Raw genomic sequence first — 26993 nt, forward strand, 5'->3', positions numbered from 1 at the left:
ATATAATCCTGCAAGAAATTCCGTGTAAACAACCACCATTAACAAAGGATTCTGCCTGATGAACCTGGAACTCATCGGCCCGGGCAAAGACATGCCGGGCGACTTCAACGTCGTGATCGAAATCTCCGCCAACGCTGCGCCGATCAAATACGAATTCGACAAAGAGTGGAACACCCTGGTGGTTGACCGTTTCATGGGCACCTCCATGATGTACCCGGCCAACTACGGCTTCGTGCCGCAAACCCTGGCTGGCGATGGCGACCCGGTTGACGTGCTGGTGGTTACCCCCTTCCCGCTGCCGCCGGGCGTGGTCATCCGCTGTCGTGCCCTGGGTCTGATCAAGATGGAAGACGACGGCGGCATTGATGCCAAGCTGGTTGCCGTGCCGGTGGAAAAGCTGTGCCCGATGTACAAGTCCATCCAGAAGCTGGAAGACCTGCCGGAACTGCTGCGCGCCCAGATGGTGCACTTCTTCGAGCACTACAAGGATCTGGAAAAAGGCAAATGGGTCAAGATCCACGGCTGGGGCACGCTGGAAGATGCCAAGACCGAACTGGTGGAAGGCATTGAACGCTTCGGCAAGTAATGACACCACACGGCCTGCCTTGCAGGCTGCTGTTTGTCACAAACGGAAAAACGCCAGTGCATGCACTGGCGTTTTTGTTTTGCTGACCGAATCAGTGATTACGGTAGTCAGCCGGATTGGCAGCAATGGCCTTGCCGGCATAGTCATCAGCGGCTTTGCGCTGGGCATCGCTTTGGCTCATTTGCTGTTCGTAACGCTTGAGGACATCCTTGTCCGGGCGGCTGCGTACATCGCTATCAGCCATGGCAACAGCCACCAGTGCATTGGAAACAACAACAGCCAGCATCAATTTTTTCAACATGATTCACTCCATTCATTAAGCATGAATGCAAGCATGAACAGCCACGCGTCATAAAAAATATTCAATTTTTTTGATGACAATTCGACATGAATACGTAGAATTACTTTGCTAGTATTGGCTTATTTACTTGCATCGGGTTGGTGAAGTGAATATTAAACGCGATAAATTCCTATTCATAGCGAAATGATCTGAACAGTTCATTCAATAATTTTGAACATGAAATTATCCCTTGATGCCCTGCTGGTACTGGATGCCATCGACCGCAACGGCAGCTTTGCCGCAGCCGCTGACGAACTGCACCGTGTTACCTCTGCGGTAAGCTATGTCATCCAGAAACTGGAGCAGGACCTTGATATCACGTTGTTCGACCGCAGCGGTCATCGTGCCCGACTCACCCCGGCTGGAGAGTTGCTGCTACGCGACGGGCGCTACTTGCTGGATGCCGCACGCAGTGTCGAACACCGGCTGCAGCAACAGGCGGCAGGCTGGGAAAGCGAGCTGGTCATCACCATTGGCGACCTCATTCCGTTCGAACAGCTCATTCCGCTGATCAAGCGCTTTGACGAATTGGGCAGTGGCACTCAACTACGCTTTAACCGTGAAGTGTTTGGCGGCATCTGGGATGCGCTGTATGACGCACGGGCCGATCTGGTACTGGGCGCACCGGGACATCCACCGGCCGGGGATTATTTTTACCGCGAAATGGGCTCCATCGACTTTGCGTTTCTGGTCAGCCCGAATCACCCGCTGGCCAGCGCGGCGGAACCACTGGCGGCCCATACCCTGCGCCAGCACCGCATCATTTCGCTGGGAGACACCTCGCGCCGCCTGCCCACCCGCACTGCTGGAATTCTGGATGGCCAGGACGTCCTCACCGTCCACACCCTGGATGCCAAGCTGGCCTTGATGGTGGCAGGGCTCGGAATCGGCTATTTGCCACGCATGCTTGCCACGCCTTATCTGCAAAGTGGCCAACTTGTGGAAAAATCACTGAAGGAAAAACGCAGCTGCACCAAAATGTTCTATGCCTGGAAAGATGAATCTCCTGGCAAGGCGCTGAGCTGGTTTATCAATCATCTCGGTCTTGCCATTCAGAACAAGCAATTGCTCATTTAAGGCTTACCCATGTTCCAGCCTCACGGCATCTCACCTCAACTGCACTGGACCTGCCAGCGATTGCTGGCAGCCGGTTTGCCGTGCCAGGTGCCGGAGGAAAGCCCGCTCTGGCTGCCAGCCGACTGGGAAGGTTATCTTGCGGAAAACTGCTGGCTGGATCTGGCCACTGACAACAGTCAGGCCCTGGCGGGGCGCGCTGAGCATTGCCGGCAACATGGCATCCAATTAGTGGAAGTGTGTGGCAGCTGGTTGCCACAGGGAGAATCCATGGGCTTCATGCTGTTATGCGGCAGCAACGCCCTCCCCGCCCCGGCCGCCATGCAATGGCTGGATCATTGCGCACCGCTACCCGGGGCCTGGCTACACTGCGGCCCCTGCGGCAGTGCGCGCTATACACATCATGTGATGCAAGCCCTGCAACACGCCTGGCAACTGGGCTGGCAACACAACCCGACGACAGCCAAACCGCAACAGCTTGATTGGGAAGCGCTGATGCAACAGCAATGGCAACTTGCCGACAAACTGTTGCAGCTCTCGCAGGCTTATTTGCGCAGCCATGGCATGGCGCCGGACCCCACCGACAGCGCAACGCTGCGCCAACGCTTTGCACAGCCCCCATCGCGACAGCAACACTTTGCTGCCAACCTGGCTCTGTTGATTGTGCTGGCCATGCAGCAACGAGATACCTTGCACGATATCTGGCAGCAGGTGTCTGCTGCCTTACAGCCAAAACAGACGTCCAATGTGGACTGAACAAAAAAACCCGCCGGATGGCGGGTTTTTTATCAGTCAAGCAAGCTTGCTCAGGCGGCGGAAGCGGGAGCAGCAGGTGCAGCCGGTTTCTTGCGGCTTACTGCAGCAGCAGTAGCCTTGGCTTGCTTGCTGGCAGCTTCCACGCTGGCTTCAGCGATTTCAGCGCTGACTTTCTTGGCGGTCTTGGACACGCTTTCAAAAGCGGCGTTGGAACTGCTCACCAGGGTCTTCAGTGCAGAAACTGCAACATCGGAACCAGCCGGTGCATTCTTGGACAGACGGTCCAGATTGCTCAGCAGCTGCTTGTTCTGTTCAGCCAGTTGCTCTTCTACGAAAGCGGTCAGTTCGCCCTGAGTGACAACGGCAGCATCGTACACTTCACGTGCTACGCTGAATGCCTGGTCCAGGCTGGGTTGTGCCAGGCTGGTTTGCAGTTCGGCAAAGGCTTTCGGGTCCTTCACTTCGGTCAATGCCTTGAAATGCTTGGCATTGCTGTCCAGCAGCTTGCGGGTCAGTTCCAGCTGCAGGCTGGCGAAGCGTTCGGCACCGGCCAAAACGATGGAGGACAGGCGAACGGCTTTGTCAAATTGCGCCTGGCCGAGAGCAGAGAATTCTTGGGTATTGGTAAACATGGCTACTCCTGGAAATGTCGATATACAACTCAGCTTTACAGTCACAACAACCGTTTCGCCGCCGATGCTGCACAGCAGCAAACGTAATTTAACCAAAGCGATGGGCACGGTCAAGAAAATGTTGCATCGCACAATTCGCTAAACAGCTATTTTGTATGTGTTTTTACAACAGCAACATTCCAACAGCATTACAATTGCAAGACGATTGCCTGCCCATGGCCTCGAAGATTTTTTTTGCAACGCAATATGCAGGCGGCTCAAAGCATGCAGATTGATTCAGCGCCATTGAAAGGGGCAGTGCAAGCCAGTACACTCGCTCCATAGAAGAAATCTATTTATATAAAGCCTACCCATGAGCTCTGCGGCCAACGCCTTTGACATCAAATCTGCCAGCCTGGATCTGCTGGCCCTGATTCTCCATACGGACAATCTGGAAGAACTCACCACCGCCCTGGATGCCCGCTTCGGTCCGGCCGGTGATGCACCGGCCGAAGCCTTTTTGCTGGATGTGGAAGGGCTGCCACAAGCCGCCGATAGCGAATACGGCCGTTTGCTGCCCATGCTCAGTCGTCACGGCATCCGTGTAGTTGCCCTGCGTCATCCGGAAACATCCATGGCTGAAGTAGCCAGCCGCTATGGCCTGGCGTATGTGCGTGGCGGGACACCAGCCCGCTCCAGCCAGGCTGTCAGCGAAAACCAGAACAAACCGGCAGAAGCCGCCACCGTGGTGGCACCGCCCCCCTCCACCATGATCGTGGACCGACCGGTACGTGCCGGTCAGCAAATCTATGCCCGTGGCTGCGACCTGGTGGTACTGGCCATGGTCAGTGCCGGTGCCGAAGTGATTGCCGATGGCAACATCCATGTTTATGCCCCGCTGCGCGGCCGTGCGCTGGCTGGTGCGCGTGGTAATACCGCTGCCCGCATTTTTGTCCGCAGCATGGAAGCCGAACTGGTTTCCATTGCCGGCGTCTATCGCACTATCGAACAGGCTTTGCCCGAGAGCATCAAAGGCAAGCCAACCCAGATTCAACTTGAGAACGAGCGCCTGGTCATGACCGCGCTTGGCGAATAATTTATTTTCAAAGGATTTACCGTGGCAAAAATCATCGTCGTGACTTCCGGCAAAGGTGGTGTCGGCAAAACCACCACCAGTGCCAGCTTTGCGTCCGGCCTGGCCCTGCGCGGCCACAAGACCGTGGTGATCGACTTTGACGTCGGCCTGCGCAACCTGGACCTCATCATGGGTTGCGAACGCCGCGTGGTATACGACCTGATCAATGTGGTGAATGGTGAAGCCTCGCTCAACCAGGCGCTGATCAAGGACAAGAACTGCGACAACCTGTACATCATTCCGGCCTCGCAGACCCGCGACAAGGATGCCCTGTCGCAGGAAGGCGTGGAAAAGGTACTGAAAGACCTGGCCGACAGCGGCTTCGAATACATTGTGTGCGACTCGCCGGCCGGTATCGAAAAGGGTGCGCTGATGGCGCTGTACTTTGCCGATGAAGCGCTGATCGTCACCAACCCGGAAGTGTCTTCGGTACGCGACTCCGACCGCATCCTGGGCATACTGGCATCCAAATCGCGCCGCGCCGAACAAGGTGGCGAGCCGGTGAAAGAGCACCTGCTGATCACGCGTTATTCCCCGGCCCGCGTGGACAAGGGCGAAATGCTGTCGGTGGATGACGTGAAGGAAATCCTGCGCGTGCCGCTGATCGGCGTGATTCCGGAATCGCAAACCGTACTGCAAGCCTCCAACTCCGGTACCCCTGCCATTCATCTGAAGGGCAGCGACGTAGCCGAAGCCTATTCCGACGTGATTGCACGTTTCCTGGGTGAAGATCGCCCCATGCGCTTCCTTGATGCGCCCAAAGTGGGTCTGCTCAAGCGCCTGTTCGGAGGTTAAACCATGTCCCTTATCGACATCCTGTTCGGCAAACGACAGAAAACCGCAGCCATTGCCAGAGAGCGTCTGCAAATCATCCTGGCACATGAGCGCAACGGCCGCAGCGCCCCGGACTACCTGCCCGCCCTGCAGCGCGAGCTGATGGAGGTGATTTCCAAGTACGTGTCGGTCAACCTGGACGATATCAAGGTACAAGTGGAACGCCAGGACGACTTTGAAGTGCTGGAAGTCAATATCGTGCTGCCGGAGCATCAACGCTAAACCATGACGCTGACCGAACTCCGCTACATCGTGGCCGTGGCGCGTGAGCGCCATTTTGGCCGCGCCGCACAAAGCTGCTTTGTCAGCCAGCCCACCCTGTCCATCGCCATCAAGAAGCTGGAAGACGAACTGGGCATCACCCTGTTCGAGCGTGGTGGTCAGGAAGTGGCGGTGACGGAAATTGGTGAACGCATCATCGAGCAGTCACAGCGCGTGCTGGAAGAAGCCGAAACCGTCAAGCGACTGGCCGGCGAGCACCAGAACGAGCTGGTGGGGCCGCTCAAGCTGGGGGTGATTTTCACCATCAGCCCCTACTTGCTGCCGCGACTGATTCCGGCGCTGCGCATTCTGGCACCGGACATGCCGCTGATTCTGGAAGAGAACTACACCGCACGACTGGCAGAAATGCTCAAGCGCGGTGAAGTGGACGCCATCATCGTGGCCGACCCGTTCGAAGAAGCCGGTACCGTAGCCTGGCCGCTATATGACGAGCCCTTTGTCGTGGCCACGCCCAAGGGCCATCCGTGGGAGAAGCAGGACTGCGTGCATGCGAGCCAGCTGACTGACGAAAGCGTGCTGCTGCTGACCCAGGGCAACTGCTTCCGCGACCAGGTATTGCAGGCATGCAGCGACCTGGCCAGCAAGCAGAACCACCACTCTGGCCTGGCCAGCACCTTGCAGGGCAGCTCGCTCAATACCATCCGCCACATGGTGGCCAGCGGCATGGGCGTCACCGTGATGCCGTCCACCTCCATCGGCCCCGGCGATGACAGCCTGCTGTCGGTCGTCCCCTTCCAGGCTCCGGCACCGCAACGCCGGGTTCTACTGGTGACCCGCAAGCAGTTCTTCCGCAAGAAAGCAGTGGAAACCTTGCAGCAAGCGGTATTCCGCTCCGGCCTTGCCGGGGTGAGCATGCTGGAAGGCTCAGGGCCGATCGGCAGCTGAATGCCGTTCAACTGCACCAACGAAAAAGCCGCTGTTTCGAGCGGCTTTTTATTTGCCAACACCAATGAGGAGTTAGCCCTGTGCTGCGCGTACCAGTACAGCCAGTCGCGCAATGCCTTCGTCAATCCGTTCCGGCGCGGTGTGGCTGAAATTGAGGCGTAAATGGCCAATGCCATCTTCCGGATCGGGGTAGAACGGCTCGCCCGGCATGAAAGCTACGTTGCACTCTGCCAGCGCCACTTTCAGCAGCTCACGAGTGTCTTGCGGTCGTTTCAGCGTCAGCCAGAAAAACAGGCCGCCCTTGGGCACCTGCCAGTCAGCCAGGTCGGCAAAGTGTTTTTCCAGCGCCACTTGCATGGCATCCCGGCCTACGCGGTAGGTGTCACGCAGGGATTGCAGATGCGCCGGGAAGTCCGGGCTGGCCAGTTGCTGAGCAATGAACCACTGACCGGGGCGATTGCTGTGCAGGTCGGTGGATTGCTTGAGCTTGACCAGATGCGGGTACAGTTCAGGCGAAGCAATCAGGTAGCCTTCGCGCAAACCAGGTGCCAAGGTCTTGGAGAAGGAACCGGCATAAATCCACGGTGTGTTCTTCAAATGGCTGACCAGCGGAGCCGGTGCCTCGCCATCGTAGGACAGTGCGCGGTACGGATCATCCTCGTAAACCGGCAGGCCATGGCTGTCGATCACCTCGGCCAATGCACGGCGGTTTTCCTCGCTGTAACAGGCACCCGACGGGTTCTGGAAACTGGGGATCAGATAGGTCAGCCGCGGCTTGGCCGTACGCAGGGCCTGATCCAGCCTGTCCGGCGACAGCTGGCCGTTTTCCTGTGCCACAGCAGTAATCCTGGCACCAAACAGCTTGAATGACTGCAAGGCCGCCAGATAAGTGGGGCCTTCGGTCACCAGCGGTGTGCCCGGGTCAATGAACAACTTGGAAGCCAGGTCGATGGCCTGTTGCGAGCCGGACAGCACCAATACCTGCTGGGCGGTACAGTCCAGCCCCAGCTTGCGCGCCTGGGCAGCAATCAGCTCACGCAATTCCGGTTCACCCTCGGTCGTACCATATTGCGCCAGTGACTGCGGCATGCCGGTGAAATCCAGTTTGGGCAGGCAGCTGGCTGCCGGCAAGCCACCGGCAAAAGAAATGACTTCAGGGCGTTGTGCCGCGGCCAGAATTTCGCGGATCAGCGAACCCATCAGTCGTTCGATACGTTCTGAAAACATGGTAATCTCCCTGATTGTCACATCAGTATGTCCACCATATCGCCGTGGCCGAGGGTGGTAAGCCTACGGAAGCGGAGCTCCTGTAGCAGTATTGTTGTTAAGCTGCTACCGCCATATGGTTTACTGCTGTGCCAATCCAACGAACAATAAACGTCAATTTTTTTGACCTAATTTACCCCTAGCCGGGGAAGTCGTCAACATGCCTGACACTGATAGCTCGATTGACCTGCGCGCGGCCATGGAAGTGTTCTTCCATGCCTACAAGGCCTTTACCGCCAAGCCGGATGAAATCCTGGCCCGTCGCGGCCTGGCCCGTGTTCATCACCGTATCCTGTTCTTTGTCGCCCGCTATCCCGGACTGTCGGTCAAGGACCTGCTGGGCGCGCTGGATGTCACCAAACAAGCCATCAACATGCCTTTGCGCCAACTGGTGGAAATGGGCCTGATTGCCAGCGTGGCCGCCAGCCACGACAAGCGGGTGAAACAACTGTCGCTGACCAGCGAAGGCCGCAAGCTGGAAGAAGCCCTGCACAAGGAACAAGCCCGCCTGCTCAGCCAGGCGTTCAGCCGCATTGGCGACACCGCCACCCGCGACTGGATGGCAGTCAACAGCCAGTTATCCGGCCGCGCGGAATCTGACGACAACAGCCACTAGCGTATTCAGACATGGTCAAGACGCAAAAAAGCCCGCGCATATTGCACGGGCTTTTGCTTGTGGCCGGCAGCGGCAACTTCAGCTGATTTTCTCGTAGCGCACTTCCAGAATCTCGATATCCTCGTCGCCATCCGGGCCGCGAAACAGCACGGTGTCACCCTCCCGTGCCTTGATCAGGGTACGGGCAATCGGGGAAATCCAGCTGATATGGCCGCGTGACAGGTCGATTTCATCCACACCGACAATACGCAGCAATTGCTCGCTGCCATCACCCCGTTCAATCAGCACCGTGGCGGAGAAAAACACCTGATCGGTAGCTTCACGCGCTTCCGGGTCCACCACTTCGGCCAGCTCCAGCCGCTTGGTCAAAAAGCGGATGCGGCGGTCGATTTCGCGCAAGCGGCGCTTACCGTACAGATAGTCGCCATTTTCCGAGCGATCGCCATTGCTGGCAGCCCAGTTGACGATCTGCACCACTTCCGGCCTTTCCTTGTTGACCAGCTGGTACAGCTCGTCTTTCAGCCGCAACCAGCCACCGGGGGTGATGTAGTTCTTGCTGGAAACCGGCAGCCGCTGTTCAGCTGGCAGATCGTCTTCCGCTTCGTCGTTTTCTCGGGTAAATGCCTTGCTCATGCGAATCTTCCAGCCCTGGGTTGCAGTCCGCTTGCGTAAAAGCGGTACGGCGGGTTCATCAAGCCATTATTTGTGTGGCGGCAACAGCCATTCCTGACAATACATCAACAGGTTTTTCGGCCGCAGTTTCAGCTGCTGCAACTGCGCATAGTCCAGCCACAGCAGATGATACTGGTTGTCCTCGGTCATGCGTGCCAGTTCCGGCCCGCCCAGGCGCAGCGTGCCACGAAACTTGCTGGCCAGGAAGACGTGCTCGACACGTCCCTTGTGTTCCAGCACATCCAGTTGTTCGGCCAGCCAGACATTCAGCCCGGTTTCCTCGCGCGTCTCGCGCACGGCGGCCATGGCCGGGGTTTCACCAGACTTGATGGTGCCACCGGGCAGGACATAGTATTCCTTGCCGTTCTTGATGCGTTGCATCATCAACAGCCGGCCATCCTGGATGATGGCCACCGAGGCACGCGGCCCGCGCTTGCCAGCCAGCAGGCGGGCCGCAGCGCCAGGCAGGGAAGCCTGCTGCTTGCCCGCAGGCGACACCTCGTCAGAATGCAAAACGGGTGACCGCAAGGCAGCCACCCATTTGCCTGCACGCGCCGCCAGTGCCGTCAGCGACGGCCATTGGCGGCGGCTCACTCGCCCTTGCTGCCGCGGGTTTTCTTGCGGCCGGTCATGGTCAGGTCAGACCATTTCATCACCGCTGCCACTTCGGCTTCGTTCAGTTCATAGAACTGACCGCGCTTCAGGCGCGGGGGCAGGCCCAAGTTGCCAAAGCGCACGCGGATCAGGCGGCTGACGGTGAGGCCGAAGTGTTCGAACATGCGACGCACTTCGCGGTTACGGCCTTCCTTGATCACCACGTTGTACCACTGGTTGGCGCCCTCTTCGGCACCACCGCGCTGGAATACGCGCTGGAAGGCAGCCGGGCCGTCTTCCAGTTCCACACCGGCAGTCATTTCCTTGGCGATTTCCGGGGTCAGCTCGCCCAGCACGCGCACCGCGTATTCCCGCTCCACTTCGAAGCTGGGGTGCATCATGCGGTTGGCCAGTTCACCACTGGTGGTGATCAGCAACAGACCGGAGGTGTTGACGTCCAGACGGCCCACAGCCACCCAACGGCTGCTCTTGGCCTGTGGCAGGCGGTCGAACACGCTGACACGGCCTTCCGGGTCGTCACGCGAAACGATTTCGCCTTCCTGCTTGTGGTACATGATGACGCGCGGCAGACGGTCAGCCCATTTGAGCTTGATGACGTCGCCCTTGGCGGTGACGCGGTCTTCCGGGCCGACACGGTCGCCCAGATTGGCTTTTTTGCCATTGACCATCACCAGGCCGGCTTCAATCCATTCTTCCATCTCGCGACGGGAGCCGACGCCGGAGGCGGACAGCGCCTTTTGCAGGCGTACCGGTTCAATCTGTTCCTTGTCGAGGCGCACCTCGCGCAGCCGCTTGGACTTTTCTTTCACGTCCTGACTCGGGCTGCGCAGACGCAACTTTTTTGCCTTGATCACCAGCGACTTGCCTTCTGCACGCGGCTTGCCCGCGGCGGGTGCACGACGCTGTTCGCGCGGGCTTTGTTCACCATCGGCCACCGGCATGGCGGCATTCTTGTTGCCGAAGCGGCGCTCGTGTTGCAGGGCTTCGCCACCTTCGGCTTGCAAGCGCTCGGCCTTTTCCTGACGACGGGCAGCCTGTTGCTGGCGGTTGTTTTCCGACTGGTTGCGCTTGCCGGTGCCTACCGGCTTGGCCTGCACTTCGCCACGGCGGTTGACGGTTTCCTTGCGGCGGTTGTTGGCCGGTTTTTTCGGTTCGGCCACATTGCCGTTGGGTTCGCCGTTTTCATCACGCGGCAGGCCACGAGCCTGGCGTTGCAGTTCCAGCTGGGCCAGTTCGGCACGGCTCATCTTGAACAGCGGTGCGCTTTCATGCGGCGCGGCACCCGTTTGCGGCTGCATCAGGTTGCCATAGGCATCACGCGGTGCCGGGCGGCGGCCTTGTGGTTTGCCACCGGCCTCTTGCGGGTTGCGCGGTTTGCCAAAGCCTCCCGGCTTGCCACGGCCTTGCTGCTGCGGGGCATTGCCACGGGCGGCGTCAGGCTGACGGCGCTGGCTGGTGCTTTCGCGGCCCTTTACACGCGCCACCGGCTGGCGGGCGTTGTTTTGTCCTTTGGTAGACATAAATCATGCTCTTTCAGTACGAGCGCACAGGCTAGTCTGCCTGTGGCTCCAGATTGTCCGCCTCATCGTCGAGGGGGAGAGTGTCTTCGGCGTCTTCGCTGCCGATCTCTTGTGGCTGGGCATCGGGTATGACCAGTGTTCCCAAGTCTGCCAACGGTGGCAGATCCCTTAGCGAAACAAAGCCAAGATCATCCAGAAACTTGCGGGTGGTGGCATACAGCCCCGGCCGGCCGGGCACGTCCTTGTGCCCGATTACTTCAATCCAACCCCGCTCCAGCAGGGTTTGCATCACACTGGTGGATACCGACACGCCACGGATGGATTCGATATCACCACGGGTAACAGGTTGTCTGTAGGCGATAATCGCCAGGGTTTCCATCACGGCACGCGAATAGCGCGGTGGCTTTTCCGGATTCAGCCGTGACAGGTAGGGGGTAAATTCGGCCCGGGCACGAAAGCGCCAGCCACTGGCCAGTTTCACCAGTTCCACACCGCGGCCACGCCAGTCAGCCTGGATGTCATCCAGGATATCGTTAAGCAAGGCTGCCTTGATGTCTTCGGTAAACAGCTTTTTGAGCTGGGATACCGACAAGGGTTCCGTCGCGGTCAACAATGCCGTTTCCAGCACGATCTTGAGATAGTTTAAGTCGGTGATGGTGGTCATCGGACCTGATATCGCCCGGCCCGGCTTGCGGGGTACGGGAGCGAAATACATTGCGCGGGGGAAGCCGCGGATTTTACATGAAATCCACGCGGGCGACACTGTCTATTCATTCACGACTGTGCTGTATGCAACAGTGGGCGGCATCAGTTGATGGCGATGCGCACATAGATGGGCTGATAGGCCGCGTCCTGGCTCACCTTGATCAGCCCTTCTTTCACCAGTTCCAGCACGGCAATGAAGTTGACCACCAGATGCGCCACGCCCTTGTCGACTTCGAACAGTTCCTCGAACGGCACGTATTCGCGCCCGGACAGGTAGCGCAAAATCCAGCTCATCTGCTCGCGCACCGACAGTTCGTCCTTCTCTACCTTGTGGCTGCGCTTGTGTTTGGCGCGGGACAGAATGGCCAGCCAGGCCTGGCGCAGATCCACTGCGGCAACATCCGGCAGCCGCGCCTCGGCACCCTGTTCTATCAATACCGCCAGCCAGGCAAAGTCGCGGTCGGCCTGCGGCAGTTTGTCCAGTTCCAGCGCGGCCAGCTTCATCTGTTCGTAGTCCAGCAGGCGACGTACCAGTTCGGCACGCGGGTCGTCCGGCTCGCCTTCTTCGTCCAGCGGCGGGCGCGGCAGCAGCAGGCGGGATTTGATTTCAATCAGCAGCGCCGCCATCAGCAGGTATTCGGCCGCCAGCTCCAGCCGTTCGGCGCGCATGGCATCCACATAGCCCATGTACTGGCGGGTGATGTCGGCCATAGGGATATTCAGCACATCCAGGTTTTGCTTGCGGATCAGGTACAGCAGCAAGTCCAGCGGGCCTTCGAAGCTTTCCAGAATCACCTGCAGGGCATCGGGCGGGATGAACAGGTCTTGCGGCACCTCCAGCACCGGCTGGCCAAACACATGGGCAATAGGCAAACCGGCCGGCAGTTCCGGTGCGGTCAGGGCAAAGTTGTCGGGCGTGGTCGGGGTACTCATGCCGCAGAGTGTACGACAAGCGGGTGGGTTTTGACCCATTCCAGAAACAGCCGCGCCGGGCCGGACAGGCTGACCTTGCGGTGATAGGCCAGCATGATGGTACGCGAAGGTTCGTATTCTGCCAGCGGCAGACGGCACAGGGTGCTGCTGATCATCACCTCCGGCAGCGCTGTCCAGCCCAGCCCGGCCTCCACCAGCATGCGCAGGGCCTCCAGATAATTGGACGGCTCGCGCACATCCAGCGGGGTGGCCTGTTGCTGGAACAGGTTTTCAATCAGCCGGCGGCAGCGGGTATTGCTGCCGGGCAGCAGCGCGGGGTAGCGCGCCAGGTCCTGCAGGGTCAGGGAATCCAGCAGGGCCAGCGGGTGCTGCCCGGACACGGCAAAGCACAGTCTTTCTTCCAGCACCGCCACATAGTCCAGCGCCTGTTCGTGCAAGGGCGGCTCGGACATGAAGCCCAATTCCAGTTCGCCCTGACACAAGAGCTTGTGGGTTTCGGCCGAGGTCTTGAAATCTACGGTGAGGTCGATGCCGGGATACTGGCGGACAAAATCGGCCAGCACAGGCTTGAGGTAATACAAACCGATGTGCTGGGTGGTGGCCAGATGCAGCTTGCCCACCTGGGCCGGTTGCAGGCTGCGCAGCAGCTGGCTGGCTTGTTCGGCCTCGGCCAGAATGCGCAGCGCATGCGGCAGGAAGGCACGTCCGGCTTCGGTCAGCACCGTACGGCGGCCAATACGGTCGAACAATTCCACGCGCAGGCCATCCTCCAGGCTGCGGATGCGCTTGGACAGACCGGGCTGGGTGAGGTGCAGGCAGTCGGCGGCGCGGGAAAACGAGGACTCACGCGCGGCGGTGACAAAGGCCTTGAGGGCGGCTAGGTGAAAATCCATTCCAAATCATTATGGAAATGTCAAACAAATCCAACTTTTTGTTTGATCTTGATCTGGCTACTATACCAGCACCCTCCACACTCCGCCCCGAATTCGTCACATGGGAAATCAAAACCTGCCCTGGATTCAGCCCCTGTCGCTGAACCGCCCGGCACAACCGCAGCTGGCGCGCGCCGTGGTCATGGTGCGTCCGGTCGACTTTGCCTTTAACGAACAGACCGGTGCTGACAATGTGTTCCAGCACCGGCTGAACCTGCCCGCCGCCGCCGTCACTGCACAAGCCATGGCGGAATTCGATGCCATGACACAGCGCCTGTCTGACCACGGCCTGCGGGTGATGGTGCTGGAAAAGAGCCCGGACGGCATTGCCACCCCGGATGCGGTATTTCCCAATAACTGGTTTACCACCAGTGCCGATGGCAGCCTGCACATCTACCCGATGCACACGCCCAACCGCCGCCAGGAGCGGCGGGTGGAGGAACTGGCGCGGCTGTTGCTGCAGCACGATTACCAGATCAACCAGATCAGCTGGGTGGGCCACCCGTGGGAAGAAGAGCTGATTCTGGAAGGCACCGGGGTGATGATTTTCGACCACGCCCGCCGCCGCGTCTATGCCGCGCGCTCGCAGCGCTGCCACCCGCTGGCGCTGTACCGTTACGCCCGGCTGCGCGGGCTGGACGATGTGCAGTTGTTCGACACCGCCGACAGTCACGGCGTCCCCATCTATCACAGCAATGTGATGATGTCGGTGGGACAGGATATCGCAGTGATCTGCACCGACAGCCTGTACCAGCCGGAAGAGCGCCAACGGGTGCTGGCCACGCTGGAGTCCACCCACGAGGTGATCCGCATCAGCCACGAGCAGGTGGAGCAGCATTTCTGCGGCAATATCCTGCAACTGGCGGCACACGACGGCACACCGCTTCTGGCCATGTCGCAGCGGGCCTGGGAAGGCTTTACCCCGCAACAGCAACGGGTGCTGGAGCGCCACGGCCAGCCGGTGGTCAACCCTATTCCCACCATTGAAGCGGTTGGTGGTGGCAGTTGCCGCTGCATGCTGGCGGAAATCTTCCTGCCAAGAGTGGAATACTGACCCCCCACTCACACCCGCAATAAAAAAAGCCGGAACGTTTGTTCCGGCTTTTTTTGATCCACCATTGCAGATGAAACGTGCAGACCCTACCAGCAGTACGATGCTGCAACAGCGGTTTTTCAGCTGCGCTCAGAAACCCAGCCCCATGGCAGCGCGCACGTCACCCATGGTTTCCTTGGCAACCTTCTCGGCACGACGACAGCCTTCGAACACGATTTCCTTCACCAGGTCCGGATGGGTCAGGTATTGCTCGGCACGTTCGAACATCGGCTGCTGTTCGCGCAGCACGCCGTCGATCACCGGCTGCTTGCAGTCCAGACAGCCGATGCCGGCGCTGGTACAGCCCTGCTTCACCCATTCGCGGGTGTCGTGGTCGCTGTATACCTGATGCAGCTGCCATACCGGGCATTTTTCCGGATTACCGGCATCGGTACGACGCACGCGGGCCGGGTCGGTCGGCATGGCCTTCACTTTTTTGCTTACCAGCTCTGGCGATTCACGCATGGTGATGGTGTTGCCGTAGGACTTGGACATCTTCTGCCCGTCCAGCCCCGGCATGCGCGAGGCGGCGGTCAGCTTGGCTTCCGGCTCCGGCAGGATGGTCTTGCCCTTGTTTTCCAGCCAGCCGGCCAGACGTTCGCGGTCGGCCACGCCCAGGTTCTGGCTGGCGGCCAGAATCTCGCGCGCAGCTTGCAGGGCTTCGGCATTGCCGTCTTGCAGATAGGCAGTACGTTGCTGCATGAACTGCTTGCCCTGCTTGCCGATTTTCTTGGCAGCAGCTTGGGCCAGTTCGTCAAAATTGGGTTCGCGACCAAACAGGTTGTTGAAACGGCGCGCCACTTCGCGGGTCAGTTCGATATGCGGCACCTGGTCTTCGCCCACCGGCACCAGTCCGGCCTTGTACACCAGGATGTCGGCCGCCTGCAGCAGCGGATAGCCGAGGAAGCCGTAGGTGCCCAGGTCCTTGGTGGACAGTTTTTCGATCTGGTCCTTGTAGGTGGGCACGCGTTCCAGCCAGGACAGCGGGGTCACCATGGACAGTGCCAGATGCAGCTCGGCATGCTGCGGCACCTTGGACTGGATGAATACCGTGGCCTTTTCCGGGTCGACACCAGCGGCCAGCCAGTCGATCACCATGTCCCAGATGCTCTTTTCGATGATGGCCACGTCGTCGTAATTGGTAGTGAGCGCGTGCCAGTCGGCCACCATGAAGTAACAGTCATGGCTGGATTGCAGCTCTACCCAGTTCTTGATGACGCCGTGGTAATGACCCAGGTGCAGGCTGCCCGTGGGGCGCATGCCGGAAAGGATGCGATTGGCAAACATGGTGTGATTTCCAGATGGTCCGGGAATGACAAAGCCTGTGCCGGGCTGCGCAAGCTGCTGCGCGGACGGTACAGGCTGTATCGGCCACCAGGCAAGGCGGCCTCCCGCAAGTTAGAGAAACAGACTGAGCAGATGATACACCAGCTGGCGCAAGGGATTGAGCAGCGGCATCAGTGCGCCGGTAAAGATCAGCGCAATCAGGATCCACATCCCATAGGGCTCCAGCCGGGAATACTTGTAGGCCATGCCGGGCGGCAGCAGGCTTTCCACGATGCGGCCGCCATCCAGCGGCAGCAAGGGCAGCAGGTTCAGCACCATCAGCATCACGTTGATATTGATGCCGGCCTTGCTCATCAGCGCCAGCGGCTCGGAATAGCTGTTATCCATGACGATGGCCAGCTTGAACAGCAGCACCCAGATCACCGCCATGACAAAGTTGGACAGCGGCCCGGCGGCAGCCACCCAGCGCATGCCGGAGCGCGGATTGCGCAGCGCGCCGAAATTCACCGGTACCGGCTTGGCCCAGCCAAACAGCACGCCGCCCATCATCAGCGACAACAGCGGCAGCAGCACCGTGCCCACCGGGTCGATGTGCTTGAGCGGGTTCAGCGTCATGCGGCCCAGCATATAGGCCGTGGCATCGCCAAAACGTTTGGCCGCATAAGCATGCGCTGCTTCGTGCAGGGTAATGGCCAGCAAAACTGGCAAGGCATAAATGCTGATCTGCTGGATCAGTTGAGAGGTATCGCCCATGGCTTCTTTTTCAAATGAAAACGTTGACCCCCACTAGATGGGGGCAGGCACGGATGGTTCCAGTGCGGGTTTTACAGACCGAAGATGGCCGCGTCGCCCTTGCCCTGGCGCAGTAGTTCCACGCCATCGGTCATGTCGATCACCGTGGTAGGCTCGGTGCCACACCAGCCTCCATCAATCACCGCATCCACGGTGTGCTCCAGCCGCTCGCGGATTTCATACGGGTCGGTCAGTGCTTCCTCGTCGCCCGGCAACAGCAGGGTACAGGACAGGATGGGCTCGCCCAGCTCTTCCAGCAGCGCCAGTGCTACCTTGTGGTCCGGCACGCGCAGGCCGATGGTAGCGCGCTTGGGGTGCAGGGTGCGGCGCGGCACTTCCTTGGTGGCTTGCAGGATGAAGGTGTAGCTGCCGGGCGTGGCGGCCTTGAGCTGGCGGAACTGGCTGTTGTCGACGCGGGCGTAGTTGGCCAGCTCGGACAGGTTGTGACACACCAGCGTCAGGTGGTGTTTGAGTTCGATCTGGCGGATGGCCAGAATGCGCTCCATCGCCTTCTTGTCGCCCAGCATGCAGCCCAGTGCGTAACAGGAGTCGGTGGGATACACCACCACCCCGCCGTTACGCAGGATGTTGGCGGCCTCCCGGATCAGCCGCTGTTGCGGATTGTCCGGGTGAATCATGAAAAACTGTGCCATGTGTGTGCTTTTATGTTGGTTTATGCCGCACGCGGGGCGCGGATGATGCGCTCCTGCAATGCCTGCCATACCGGCTGGCAGATGGGTGGCAAATCGTCGGTACGGCCCACATCGCGGCCACCTTCGCCCGGGGCATGGAAATCGCTGCCGGCGCTGGACAACAGGCCGTAGCGCTGGGCGATCAGCGCAAACTTGTGCATGTCGTCCAGGCTGTGGCTACCGCTGGCGACTTCGATGCCCTGCCCGCCGGCGTCCTTGAAGTCCAGAATCAGCCGCTCGATCAGGGTGCGGCCCATATCGTAACGGCCGGGATGGGCAATCACCGCCATGCCGCCGGAGGCGACAATCCAGCCGACGGCATCGGCCAGTCGCGCCCATTCATGCGGCACATAGCCCGGCTTGCCCGGCGTCAGGTATTTGCGGAACACGGTGCGGACATCTTTCACCTCGCCGCTGTTCACCAGAAAACGGGCAAAGTGGGTGCGACCTATCATTTCCGGGTTTTCACACACCGCCATCGCGCCCTCGAATGCTCCGTGAATACCGATACGTGCCAACGAGTCGGACATTTCCTGTGCACGTTGTACCCGGCCATCGCGGATGGACTGCAAGCCCGCCGCAAGTGCCGGATGTTCCGGGTCGATGCCCAAGCCGACAATATGCACGGTGTGCTTGCCATTCCAGGTGACAGACACTTCCACGCCATTGAGAAAATCCACGCCGTGGGCGGCGGCGGCGGCACGGGCATCGGCCAGGCCGCGGGTGCAGTCGTGGTCGGTCAGCGCCACCAGCGTGGCTTCACGCTCTGCCGCGCGGGCAATCACCTCAGCCGGCGGCAGGGCACCGTCCGAGGCATGGGAATGAAAATGCAGGTCAATGCTGGCCATGGCTTATTGTCCGTCCTTGTTGTGCCGCGCCTGCCAGGCGGCCAGCCGGCTGCGGTAGTCGCGCAGCTCGGCGTAATAGGTATCGAGGATGCAGGGGTCGCAACCGCTGCCGCAACACATGTCATCCGTCACTTCAAACGGCGGCTGCGGCATGGGGTCGTCCTCCGGCGGCAGTTCGGCCTCGCTCATCAGGCTGCCACCACCGTAATGGTGAAACCGTCACCGCTCACCACCTGACCGGGGCGGATCTTGCAGGTTTTGCGCAGCTCCTGCACGCCATCCACAGCCACATTGCCCTCGGCAATGAAATGCTTGGCTTCGCCGCCGGAGGCACACACGCTGCAGGTTTTCAACAGATCGCACAGCGCGATGTAGTCATTACGCAAGGCAAAGGTTTCGTTCATTTTTACACATCCATTCTGGACAGGCTTGTGCACCGCTTGTGGACAAGGCCTGCAACTGTTTGAGCGAAAAGCAAAATTCGTCACTGCCCGTTTTTTAGGCAGTGACCACCGGTTTTCCACCCGGCGGCGGGACAGACCTGTGAGCGGCCTGTGGAAAAGCAGAACAAACCCATGAATGATAAGGGCTTTGTGCTGACTGACTATTTTTTAGGCAAACTGTCAGTCCATTGCGGCAGCTGCCGCATGGCATGCCAGGCCTGATCCAGACGTTGTTGTTCATTCCCCTGCAGCAGCACCGGATCAATACCCACTGCCACCAGTTCGGCCTGATACAAACCCAGCAGCCAGTCGCGCTCAGCAGGATGGCTGCGCAGCGGATCGGGCTGCCAGGGTATGTCTGCGGCCGTCAGCAGGGTCAGCACATAATCCTGCGGCCGGTAATCCTGCAGCAAGGCGGGCGATGCCTGCCCGAATGCCACTTCCGCCCATATCTTGCAGGTCAGCACCGTGGTGTCGCAGATCAGCCAGTCGTACTGCCGTGCTGCGGCTTGCTCCGCCTGCAACTGCCCGCGGGCAATGGCCTCGATGTCGGACATCGCCACCTGGTAGGGGCGATGGGCGTAGTAGTCACGCGCATATTCCGGCACATGGGCGGCGCGCATGCCTTGCGCCTGCATGCTGGCAGCCAGTTGGGCAGACAAGGTGCTTTTGCCGCAGGACTCCGGCCCGACCACGGCGATTCGGTGAATGATGCTCACGGCAAACCTGCTGCCAAAGAGTGTAATTATACGTCGGGATGCTGTGCTGCCAGTAGTCTTGCCGACGTTTTGTGCCGCACAAACCCTATTTCTCACCGTTGGCGGGGACAGCCCTGTGCGCGAGCTGTGGAAAACACCGGCAAGTGGCTGATACCACAATGACTTTCTACCATTGCCTGTTTTTTAGGCAACAACCCTTTCACCAAGCCACTGAGCATGTGCAAGCGGCCAGCCATCCCGTTTTGGCGTGTGGCCAACCTTTTTACACATCTGCCGGGGAAAGCCTTGTGTACGGTCTGTGGGCAAATGTGCTAAGTGCATGATGCTTAAATTCTTTTTCTCACTGCCTGTTTTTTAGGCAATCCGTTCACCTGGCAGTTTGCAGCGCCCTTCTCCCGTCCGGCCATGGCCCCACATGGGTAAAAAACCAGCGGAATGCAAGCCAGACAAGGGTTTTGCACACCGTACGGGGACAGGCTTGTGCATCGCCTGTGGGCAAGTGAGGCAAGTGCATGAATCTGCAACTTTTTTTGTTTTCTGCCCATTTTTTAAGCAGAGACCAATCTTGTGGATGCGTATGCCCCGGCATAGTCGCGCCGCAGGCTTGGGCAGCGCTTTTACACAAGCAGCGGGGACAGGCTTGTGTGTGGTCTGTGGACAAGGCAGCTAAGTCACTGAGATTAAATAGGCTTTGCAACACTGCCTGTTTTTTGAGCAACACCCGTAGTTTTCCACGCCTGCCGTGTACCGCCATGTGGAGGGGATGTGGATAGATGCGGCAAATCATTGAAGATACAGGAAAATTCAACACCGCTTATTTTTTAGTCAATTCCCACACTACTGCAGCAATAAAAAAGGCGTGCCACTGGCACGCCCCGGGTAGCGGAATATCACACGCGACTAGCTGCTCTCTCCCACCAGCACCGTGGACAATTGCTGGCGCAGGGCATCGCCACGCAGGCCTTGCGACAGCAACACCAGCAGTTTGGCGCTGGCCGCCTCCGGCGTAAGGTCGGCACCGGCAATGGCACCGGCACGGGCCAGTGGCTGACTGGCGGCATAGGCGCCCACTTCCACTGCGCCATGCACCACCTGGCTGATATTCAATACTGCACCGCCACGCGCGCTCAGCGCAGCCACACCATCCAGCAGTACCGGGTCGGCCGGGGTATTGCCATTGCCATAGCTCATCAGCACCGCACCATCCAGTTCGCCATCCTGCATCGCCTGCCCGGCCAGCGTGCTGGCATAGCCCGGCGTCAGGAAGAAGGTAGCCAGCTTGAGCGAAACATCCAGCGCCACTGGCTGGAAAGGCTGACTGGCACGCAGCCAGTGCTGGCGCTGCCAGTGCGCCTGAATACCAAAGCTGGCCAGCGCCGGGGCGTTGGGACTGTCAAAACCGGCAAAGCTGGCGGCATCCAGCTTGCGGGCGCGGCAACCGCGCAGCAGCAGGCGGTTGAAGGCGATGCACACTTCGTGCAAGTCCGGCTGGCTGGCGGCTTCCAGCGCATCGGCCAGATTGCTCCAGCCATCCGAACGCGGATGGACCAGCGGCAACTGGGCACCGGTGACGATCACCGGCTTGGCCAGGCCTTGCAGGGCAAAGGCCAGCACGCTGGCGGTGTAGGCCATGGTATCGGTGCCATGCACCACCACGAAGCCGTCGTAGGCGGCATAGCGCGCGGCCAGGTCGTCAATCAGCAGCTGCCACTGGGCCGGGACAATGGCCGAGGAGTCGATCAGCTGCGGGTATTCCACCACGTCAAAGTCCAGCACCGGGGTGCGGAAGCGCTCCAGCAGGCGCGGCAACAGGCCGGGAACCGGGGCCAGGCCTTCCGGTGTGTGGTCCATGCCGATGGTGCCACCGGTATAGAGGATGAGCAGGCGGGTCATGGTTGCATCCTTGGTCAACATCAAACAGCCGGCATGGTAGCGCAAAACCCGCCGATTTGCGGCATCCCCGCCATGACAAAGCCCCCGCAACAGCATGGCTGTGACGGGGGCTGGCAGCCAGTAAACGGCTTAGAGCGGTTAACCAGACAAGGTAGCGTCGCTGGGGCAAGGCCTGCCGACGCCGACAGTACAAGGGTAGGGCAAAGCGGCGCAACGCAGCAGCAGGTTTTTTGTCAGCGGCCCTTAGCGCAGCGCTTCGCCGATGGCGTCATTCACCGCATGCTGGGCGGCACCGATCTGACTGACGATGTAATGCTGCAGGCCGCGCAGGTAGGGGTCGTCCTCTTCATGGCTGGCATCCTGCTTGGCCTTGTCCAGCAGGCGCAGTGCCTGGTGGAAACGGTCATCCGGGCGGTATTCGGCATCCGGCGGCAGGCGCTGGAAGGGGTTCTTGCCATCATCGATGGCCGCATCGTGCATGGCATGCAGGGCCTGGTTGATGGCATCCACCGCACGGTGTTCGCCCTGCTCCACGCGCGGTTGATCCGGGCGGGCCAGCAGATCACGCGCCAGGCGCAGATCGGTCATGGCATGCATGTAGTAAGGATGTTCATCCGGGTGCCAGTGGTGCTGCTCGAAGCGCCAGGGCATGCCTTCGTGCCAGTCCTGGCGCATGTCCGGGTGCCAGCCATTATCGTGCCAGTCGTCGGCTTGTGCCGCCGAAGCAGCCAGCAGGGCTGAGCCAGCCAGCAGCAGGGCTGCCAGTGATTTTTTCAAGGTAGACATTGTGATCTCCCAGAGTTGCAAGCGGTTTTATTGTTGTTGCAGTGAGTCAGGAAAAACGGTGGGCTTAGCGTAGTGCGTCGGCAATGGCCTGCTGGGTGGCATGGTGTGCATCGTCGATATGGTGCAGGATGCGGCCTTGCAGATCGCGCACCCACGGGTCGTCTTCGCGATGGCTGGCATCACGCTTGGCCTGTTCCAGCAATTGCAGCGCCTGGTGGAAGCGGTCCGTCGGGCTCAGGCGGGCATCAGGGGCCGGAATCTGCCACGGGTTCTTGCCGTCCTGAATGGAGGCCTGGGTCATTTCCTTCAGCGCAGCGTCAATGGCACCGACAGCCCAGCGCTCATCATCCTGTACCGGCTGTACATCCGGTCGTGCCAGCAGGGCACGCGCCTGGCGCAAATCGCTCATCGCATGGCCGTAATAAGGGTGCTCGGCCGGATTCCAGTGCACAGCGGCAGGAACCTGGACCGTGACCGGTACCGGCTTGTAAACCACCTGGGTCCGCGTGGGGGTAACAACGCAGGCAGACAGGCTGGCGGTGGCCAGGGCTGGCAACAGCCAGCGTGCAGCGCGCAATTCAGACAGGTTCATCGCAGTTTCTCCATTGATGCGTGACAGTCCGAAGCATGCAACGGACAAGCCGGGCCGTCTGTAGCCGGGCTGTATCACTTGGTAAGCGTTTGTAAGAAAAGTGTGTGTAATTGTTAATTCATGCCTGTTATGCACTTAAAATCATCTACTCAGGCCAATGTCATGGTGCACTGCACACTTCAGGCCTGCGGCTGACTGTCCACCGTTACGCGGATGGCATCGTGCCGCCAGTATTCGATATCGCAGTCGATGATGCGCTGTTGCTGGTCGTAATTGACCCGGGCAATGCGCAGGATGGGCGAGCCATCGGCCAGCATCAGCGCCTGCGCCACCGCACCGCGCGCCGCCGTGGGGGTGATGTCAAAGCGGGAACGGCTGTACTGCAAGCCGTAATGCTGCTGGTAGAGTTCGGTGAGGGATTGCGACAAATCCTCGCGCATGATGCCGGGAAAGCATTCCGGCTTCAGGTAATGTTCGACGTACAACACTACCCTGCCGTCCAGACTGCGCAGACGGCAGATTTGCAACACCCGCGCCAGTGCGGGCAATTGCAGGCGCTGGCTGATTTCCGGTGCTGCCACCATGCTGCGCGATGACAGCACGCGGGTATCCACCCGCCTTTGCTGCTGTTGCACCATCTGCTGGAAATGTCCCCGGTACTGCGGGTTGTACTCCAGCCGTGGCGGGGCCACGAACCAGCCGCGTCGCTCCTCGCGGTAAATGCAGCCTTCTGCCTCCAGCGCCAGCAAGGCGTCCTTCAGGGTAATGCGAGTGGTATCAAACAGCTGCGACAAAGTGCGCTCTGCCGGTAATTTGCTGCCCGGTGGCAGCAGGCCGCCCGCCATCTGCGCCAGCAAGGACTGTCGTATTTGGGCCACCTGGGTCTGATTGTTTTCTGTTGCCATGATCTGGACTAGTCCACGTTGATTGCGCTACCGCTTAGTGTTTAGCAGAGCTGTATGACAGCCGCACGACAGCATGTCGGATTATGGCCAGAACAGGTCGGCCCCGAGACTTCATGCAAATGACACGCAACTGAAACTTGCCGCACATCATCTCGTCATCTGCACTGCCTAAGATCGCCCTGCTCAATTGACCTAGTCCAAAGGATCGTCCCAATGAACAAGAAGCTGATGGCCGCAGTTGTTTTGTCCGCACTGAGTGTTGGTGCTTCCGCTGTGCATGCACAGGATCTGAACAGCCTGATCAAGGCGGCAAAGCAGGAAGGTGAACTCACCACCATCGCCCTGCCGCATGACTGGTGTGGTTATGGCGACCTGGTGGCCGGCTTCAAGGCCAAGTACGGCATCAAGGTGAACGAACTGAACCCGGATGCCGGTTCCGGTGACGAGGTCGAGGCCATCAAGGCCAACAAGGGCAACAAGGGCCCGCAAGCGCCGGACGTGATTGACGTTGGCCTGTCCTTTGGCCCGCAAGCCAAGGAAGCCGGGCTGATTCAGCCGTACAAGGTGTCCACCTGGAACAGCATCCCGGCAGCGGTGAAGGACAAGGACGGCTATTGGTACGGCGACTACTACGGCGTGCTGGCTTTCGAAGTGAACACCGACATCATCAAGAAAGTACCGGCTGACTGGGCCGACCTCTTGAAACCGGAATACAAGAACGCCGTGGCCCTGGCCGGTGACCCGCGCACCGCCAACCAGGCCATCATGGGCGTGTACGCTGCCGGCCTGTCGCAAGCAGGCGGCAACCCGGCCAAGGCTGCCGACGCCGGCCTGAAGTTCTTCTCGCAACTGAACAAGAACGGCAACTTTGTGCCGGTAATCGGCAAGGCGGCCTCGCTGGCCCAGGGCACCACCCCCATCATCGTACGCTGGGACTACAACGCCCTGGCCGACCGCGACACCCTGAAGGGCAACCCGAAAGTGGCGGTCGTGGTACCGAAGTCCGGCGTAGTGGCCGGCGTGTATGTACAGGCCATCAGCGCCTACGCCCCGCACCCGAATGCCGCCAAGCTGTGGATGGAATACCTGTATTCCGACGAAGGCCAACTGGGCTGGCTGAAGGGCTACTGCCACCCCAGCCGCTTCAACGACCTGGCAGCACGCAAGAAAGTCCCGGCCGCCCTGCTGTCCAAGCTGCCAGCCGCGGCCAACTACAAGAAGGCTGTGTTCCCGACGCTGGAACAGCAGGAGGTCTACAAGGCCGTCATTACCAAGCAGTGGGACAGCGTAGTGGGCAGCAACGTCAAGTAAGCCTGCTCTGCTGATCTGCCTTGCCGTCATGGCCGCTGCAGCGGCCATGACGTTTACCCCATCCTGTCACCGGGACAGACCCGACCTGCCCACCAGGCAGCACAACAGCACGGCAGACCCCTGCCCATGCCGGGCTTCCCCATTTTTACGAGGCTGCACCACGGATGCCCACTTCACCCGATTCCGTCACCCACTGCCCGCCCGAAGCCGGACAGGCGCGCCCGCGACTGGCACCGTCTGCCCTGAACTGGCTGGGCGTGGTACCGTTTTTCCTGTTTGCCCTGCTGTTTCTCATCCTGCCCACCGCCACGCTGATGATAGGCGCGTTTCAGGATGCCAACGGCCATTTCACCCTGGGCAATATTGCCAAACTGTTTGACGACAGCATTCTGTCGGCCTACTGGATCAGCTTTGAAGTCAGCGCCGCGTCCGCACTGGGTGGCGGCCTGATCGGCCTGTTGCTGGCGCTGGCGGCCATTCAGGGCGGCCTGCCCGGCTGGATTCGCCCCACGCTGATGACCTTCTCCGGAGTGGCATCCAACTTTGCCGGTATCCCGCTGTCGTTTGCCTTTCTGTCCACCCTGGGCCGCATGGGTCTGGTGACGGTACTGCTACGCAACTATGCCGACTTCGACCTGTACAGCACCGGTTTTTCCATTCTCAGCTTTATTGGTCTGACGCTGACTTATCTGTACTTCCAGATTCCACTGATGGTGCTGATTGTCACCCCGGCCATTGACGGCCTGCGTGCCGAATGGCGCGAAGCCTGCGAAAGCCTGGGCGGCAGCAGCCTCGCCTACTGGTGGCATATCGCCCTGCCCATTCTGTGGCCCAGCATCCTGGGCTCCACCCTGCTGCTGTTCGCCAATGCCTTTGGCGCGGTAGCCACTGCCTATGCGCTGACCGGCAGCTCGCTCAATATCGTGCCCATCCTGCTGTATGCACAGATTCGCGGTGATGTGCTGCACGACCAGAACCTGGGCTATGCACTGGCACTGGGCATGATTGTGGTGACCGGCCTGTCCAATGCCGGCTATATCTGGCTGCGCAGCCGCGCCGAAAGGGGGCGTGAATGAAATCGACATCGCGACTGGGAGCCTGGGTGGCCATTGCCATCGGCACCATTTACTTTTTGCTACCGCTGATTGCCACTTTCGAGTTCAGCCTGAAAATGAACCGCGACGGCTACAGCTTTGAAGCCTACAAGGTGGTGCTGTCCGACCCCGGCTTTCAGGCTACCTTCGGTTATTCCACCTTGATGGCAGTGCTCACCATCATCGTCGGCATTCTGCTGGTGGTGCCCACCGCCTACTGGATTCAGCTGAAGCTGCCACGCCTGCGTCCACTGGTGGAGTTCATCACCCTGCTGCCGCTGGTGATTCCGGCCATTGTCATCGTGTTCGGCTACCTCAAGCTGTACAACAGCAGCGCCTGGCTGCCCTTGACCGGCAATGACCGCGCCACCGACTTTTTGCTGATGTGCAGCTACGTCACGCTGGCCCTGCCCTATCTGTACCGCTCGATCGACGCCGGCCTGCGCGCCATTGATGTGCGCACCCTGACCGAAGCGGCCGAGAGCCTGGGAGCCAGCTGGCCCAGCATTTTGCTGCAGGTAATTTTCCCCAATGTGAAGTCGGCCATCCTGTCCGGAGCATTTCTCACCTTTGCGGTGGTGATTGGCGAATTCACCATGGCCAGCCTGCTGGGCCGCCCGGCCTTTGGCCCTTACCTGCAACTGATCGGTGCCAACCGCGCTTACGAGCCCTCGGCACTGGCCATCATCGCCTTCCTGGTGACCTGGGCCTCGATGGGGCTGATCCAGGTATTCGCCCGCAATGCACGCCCGGCCCGCAAGACGGCCTGAGCCCAG

The 26993-nt window shown here is 59.9% G+C and carries 32 protein-coding genes; 12 read left to right on the top strand and 20 right to left on the bottom strand.

Annotated elements, in window-relative coordinates; genetic code table 11:
* The first annotated feature begins 58 nt into the window (after positions 1 to 58).
* Entirely contained in the window at positions 59 to 586 is a 528-nt protein-coding gene (gene ppa, locus HWX34_RS03240) for an inorganic diphosphatase (protein ID WP_045845592.1), read from the top strand.
* Between the two features lie 91 nt (positions 587 to 677).
* Here ppa and HWX34_RS03245 read toward each other — a convergent pair whose 3' ends face one another.
* Positions 678 to 887, bottom strand: a complete 210-nt coding sequence (locus tag HWX34_RS03245; protein ID WP_178970968.1) for a hypothetical protein — start codon at positions 885 to 887, stop codon at positions 678 to 680.
* Positions 888 to 1103: 216 nt separating this feature from the next.
* Here HWX34_RS03245 and HWX34_RS03250 point away from each other — a divergent pair, with 216 nt between their 5' ends.
* Together HWX34_RS03250 and HWX34_RS03255 are read left to right on the top strand one after the other, a co-directional pair.
* Positions 1104 to 2003 carry a LysR substrate-binding domain-containing protein gene (locus HWX34_RS03250; protein WP_178970969.1) on the top strand — a complete coding sequence of 300 codons (900 nt, stop codon included), beginning with the start codon at positions 1104 to 1106 and terminating at the stop codon, positions 2001 to 2003.
* A 9-nt stretch (positions 2004 to 2012) separates the two neighbouring features.
* A complete protein-coding gene (locus HWX34_RS03255; protein ID WP_178970970.1) occupies positions 2013 to 2756 on the top strand; it encodes a hypothetical protein in 744 nt (247 codons plus the stop codon).
* Positions 2757 to 2806: 50 nt separating this feature from the next.
* On the opposite strand, the gene HWX34_RS03260 is transcribed toward HWX34_RS03255, so the two are convergent.
* A complete protein-coding gene (locus HWX34_RS03260; protein WP_178970971.1) occupies positions 2807 to 3388 on the bottom strand; it encodes a phasin family protein in 582 nt (193 codons plus the stop codon).
* Positions 3389 to 3740: 352 nt separating this feature from the next.
* On the opposite strand from HWX34_RS03260, the gene minC reads away from it, so the two are divergent.
* The 4 genes from minC to HWX34_RS03280 are packed head-to-tail and all read left to right on the top strand — an operon-like array spanning position 3741 to position 6503.
* Positions 3741 to 4463: a septum site-determining protein MinC gene (gene minC / locus HWX34_RS03265; protein WP_178970972.1), complete on the top strand. Its 723-nt coding sequence runs from the start codon at positions 3741 to 3743 to the stop codon at positions 4461 to 4463.
* 21 nt (positions 4464 to 4484) lie between these two features.
* Positions 4485 to 5297, top strand: coding sequence for a septum site-determining protein MinD (minD, locus tag HWX34_RS03270; protein WP_045845586.1), 813 nt, complete (start codon positions 4485 to 4487; stop codon positions 5295 to 5297).
* A 3-nt stretch (positions 5298 to 5300) separates the two neighbouring features.
* Positions 5301 to 5558 (top strand): cell division topological specificity factor MinE, encoded by a 258-nt coding sequence (gene minE, locus HWX34_RS03275; RefSeq protein ID WP_045845585.1) that lies wholly within the window; start codon positions 5301 to 5303, stop codon positions 5556 to 5558.
* Positions 5559 to 5561: 3 nt separating this feature from the next.
* Positions 5562 to 6503: a LysR substrate-binding domain-containing protein gene (locus HWX34_RS03280; RefSeq protein ID WP_178970973.1), complete on the top strand. Its 942-nt coding sequence runs from the start codon at positions 5562 to 5564 to the stop codon at positions 6501 to 6503.
* 72 nt (positions 6504 to 6575) lie between these two features.
* Here HWX34_RS03280 and HWX34_RS03285 read toward each other — a convergent pair whose 3' ends face one another.
* Complete coding sequence (locus HWX34_RS03285; RefSeq protein ID WP_178970974.1) at positions 6576 to 7730, bottom strand: PLP-dependent aminotransferase family protein; 1155 nt, start codon at positions 7728 to 7730, stop codon at positions 6576 to 6578.
* A gap of 199 nt (positions 7731 to 7929) precedes the next feature.
* On the opposite strand from HWX34_RS03285, the gene HWX34_RS03290 reads away from it, so the two are divergent.
* On the top strand, positions 7930 to 8385 hold the full coding sequence (locus HWX34_RS03290) for a MarR family winged helix-turn-helix transcriptional regulator (RefSeq protein WP_178970975.1): 456 nt from the start codon (positions 7930 to 7932) through the stop codon (positions 8383 to 8385).
* A gap of 78 nt (positions 8386 to 8463) precedes the next feature.
* On the opposite strand, the gene greB is transcribed toward HWX34_RS03290, so the two are convergent.
* The 6 genes from greB to HWX34_RS03320 all read right to left on the bottom strand — a co-directional run bounded on the left by greB (position 8464) and on the right by HWX34_RS03320 (position 13723).
* Positions 8464 to 9018: a transcription elongation factor GreB gene (gene greB, locus HWX34_RS03295; protein ID WP_178970976.1), complete on the bottom strand. Its 555-nt coding sequence runs from the start codon at positions 9016 to 9018 to the stop codon at positions 8464 to 8466.
* Positions 9019 to 9084: 66 nt separating this feature from the next.
* Positions 9085 to 9651, bottom strand: a complete 567-nt coding sequence (locus HWX34_RS03300; RefSeq protein WP_178970977.1) for an NUDIX domain-containing protein — start codon at positions 9649 to 9651, stop codon at positions 9085 to 9087.
* Positions 9648 to 10613 (bottom strand): 23S rRNA pseudouridine(2605) synthase RluB, encoded by a 966-nt coding sequence (gene rluB / locus HWX34_RS21210; protein WP_178971118.1) that lies wholly within the window; start codon positions 10611 to 10613, stop codon positions 9648 to 9650. Before rluB ends, HWX34_RS03300 begins: the two co-directional genes overlap by 4 nt.
* 610 nt (positions 10614 to 11223) lie before the next feature.
* Positions 11224 to 11856, bottom strand: a complete 633-nt coding sequence (gene scpB / locus HWX34_RS03310; protein ID WP_178970978.1) for an SMC-Scp complex subunit ScpB — start codon at positions 11854 to 11856, stop codon at positions 11224 to 11226.
* Positions 11857 to 11999: 143 nt separating this feature from the next.
* On the bottom strand, positions 12000 to 12830 hold the full coding sequence (locus HWX34_RS03315; protein ID WP_178970979.1) for a ScpA family protein: 831 nt from the start codon (positions 12828 to 12830) through the stop codon (positions 12000 to 12002).
* Entirely contained in the window at positions 12827 to 13723 is an 897-nt protein-coding gene (locus HWX34_RS03320; RefSeq protein WP_178970980.1) for a LysR family transcriptional regulator, read from the bottom strand. Before HWX34_RS03320 ends, HWX34_RS03315 begins: the two co-directional genes overlap by 4 nt.
* A gap of 100 nt (positions 13724 to 13823) precedes the next feature.
* Here HWX34_RS03320 and HWX34_RS03325 point away from each other — a divergent pair, with 100 nt between their 5' ends.
* Positions 13824 to 14816, top strand: a complete 993-nt coding sequence (locus HWX34_RS03325) for an arginine deiminase-related protein (protein WP_178970981.1) — start codon at positions 13824 to 13826, stop codon at positions 14814 to 14816.
* Between the two features lie 129 nt (positions 14817 to 14945).
* Here HWX34_RS03325 and HWX34_RS03330 read toward each other — a convergent pair whose 3' ends face one another.
* The 11 genes from HWX34_RS03330 to HWX34_RS03380 all read right to left on the bottom strand — a co-directional run bounded on the left by HWX34_RS03330 (position 14946) and on the right by HWX34_RS03380 (position 23812).
* On the bottom strand, positions 14946 to 16142 hold the full coding sequence (locus HWX34_RS03330) for a tryptophan--tRNA ligase (protein ID WP_178970982.1): 1197 nt from the start codon (positions 16140 to 16142) through the stop codon (positions 14946 to 14948).
* 111 nt (positions 16143 to 16253) lie between these two features.
* Complete coding sequence (locus tag HWX34_RS03335; RefSeq protein WP_178970983.1) at positions 16254 to 16895, bottom strand: site-2 protease family protein; 642 nt, start codon at positions 16893 to 16895, stop codon at positions 16254 to 16256.
* Positions 16896 to 16966: 71 nt separating this feature from the next.
* On the bottom strand, positions 16967 to 17587 hold the full coding sequence (locus HWX34_RS03340) for an L-threonylcarbamoyladenylate synthase (protein ID WP_178970984.1): 621 nt from the start codon (positions 17585 to 17587) through the stop codon (positions 16967 to 16969).
* Between the two features lie 20 nt (positions 17588 to 17607).
* Positions 17608 to 18474: a 3',5'-nucleoside bisphosphate phosphatase gene (locus HWX34_RS03345; RefSeq protein ID WP_178970985.1), complete on the bottom strand. Its 867-nt coding sequence runs from the start codon at positions 18472 to 18474 to the stop codon at positions 17608 to 17610.
* A 3-nt stretch (positions 18475 to 18477) separates the two neighbouring features.
* Positions 18478 to 18663 (bottom strand): oxidoreductase-like domain-containing protein, encoded by a 186-nt coding sequence (locus tag HWX34_RS03350; protein WP_178970986.1) that lies wholly within the window; start codon positions 18661 to 18663, stop codon positions 18478 to 18480.
* The gene (locus tag HWX34_RS03355; protein ID WP_045845571.1) at positions 18663 to 18878 is read right to left on the bottom strand and encodes an RNA-binding S4 domain-containing protein; all 216 of its coding nucleotides are present in this window, start codon (positions 18876 to 18878) and stop codon (positions 18663 to 18665) included. The genes HWX34_RS03350 and HWX34_RS03355 overlap by 1 nt, the downstream gene beginning before the upstream one ends.
* 200 nt (positions 18879 to 19078) lie before the next feature.
* The gene (locus HWX34_RS03360) at positions 19079 to 19636 is read right to left on the bottom strand and encodes an ATP-binding protein (protein ID WP_178970987.1); all 558 of its coding nucleotides are present in this window, start codon (positions 19634 to 19636) and stop codon (positions 19079 to 19081) included.
* 900 nt (positions 19637 to 20536) lie between these two features.
* On the bottom strand, positions 20537 to 21529 hold the full coding sequence (locus tag HWX34_RS03365; RefSeq protein ID WP_178970988.1) for an asparaginase: 993 nt from the start codon (positions 21527 to 21529) through the stop codon (positions 20537 to 20539).
* 243 nt (positions 21530 to 21772) lie between these two features.
* Positions 21773 to 22315 carry a hypothetical protein gene (locus tag HWX34_RS03370; RefSeq protein WP_178970953.1) on the bottom strand — a complete coding sequence of 181 codons (543 nt, stop codon included), beginning with the start codon at positions 22313 to 22315 and terminating at the stop codon, positions 21773 to 21775.
* Positions 22316 to 22379: 64 nt separating this feature from the next.
* Positions 22380 to 22907 carry a hypothetical protein gene (locus HWX34_RS03375; protein WP_178970989.1) on the bottom strand — a complete coding sequence of 176 codons (528 nt, stop codon included), beginning with the start codon at positions 22905 to 22907 and terminating at the stop codon, positions 22380 to 22382.
* A gap of 179 nt (positions 22908 to 23086) precedes the next feature.
* Positions 23087 to 23812 carry a UTRA domain-containing protein gene (locus tag HWX34_RS03380; RefSeq protein ID WP_178970990.1) on the bottom strand — a complete coding sequence of 242 codons (726 nt, stop codon included), beginning with the start codon at positions 23810 to 23812 and terminating at the stop codon, positions 23087 to 23089.
* A gap of 213 nt (positions 23813 to 24025) precedes the next feature.
* On the opposite strand from HWX34_RS03380, the gene HWX34_RS03385 reads away from it, so the two are divergent.
* From HWX34_RS03385 to HWX34_RS03395, 3 genes are all read left to right on the top strand, one after another.
* Positions 24026 to 25123, top strand: coding sequence for an ABC transporter substrate-binding protein (locus HWX34_RS03385; RefSeq protein ID WP_178970991.1), 1098 nt, complete (start codon positions 24026 to 24028; stop codon positions 25121 to 25123).
* Between the two features lie 164 nt (positions 25124 to 25287).
* Positions 25288 to 26199, top strand: coding sequence for an ABC transporter permease subunit (locus tag HWX34_RS03390; protein WP_178970992.1), 912 nt, complete (start codon positions 25288 to 25290; stop codon positions 26197 to 26199).
* Complete coding sequence (locus tag HWX34_RS03395) at positions 26196 to 26987, top strand: ABC transporter permease (RefSeq protein ID WP_045845566.1); 792 nt, start codon at positions 26196 to 26198, stop codon at positions 26985 to 26987. Before HWX34_RS03390 ends, HWX34_RS03395 begins: the two co-directional genes overlap by 4 nt.
* Positions 26988 to 26993: the final 6 nt, after the last annotated feature.

It is taken from the genome of Aquitalea sp. LB_tupeE (assembly GCF_013391415.1).
Lineage (GTDB): Bacteria > Pseudomonadota > Gammaproteobacteria > Burkholderiales > Chromobacteriaceae > Aquitalea.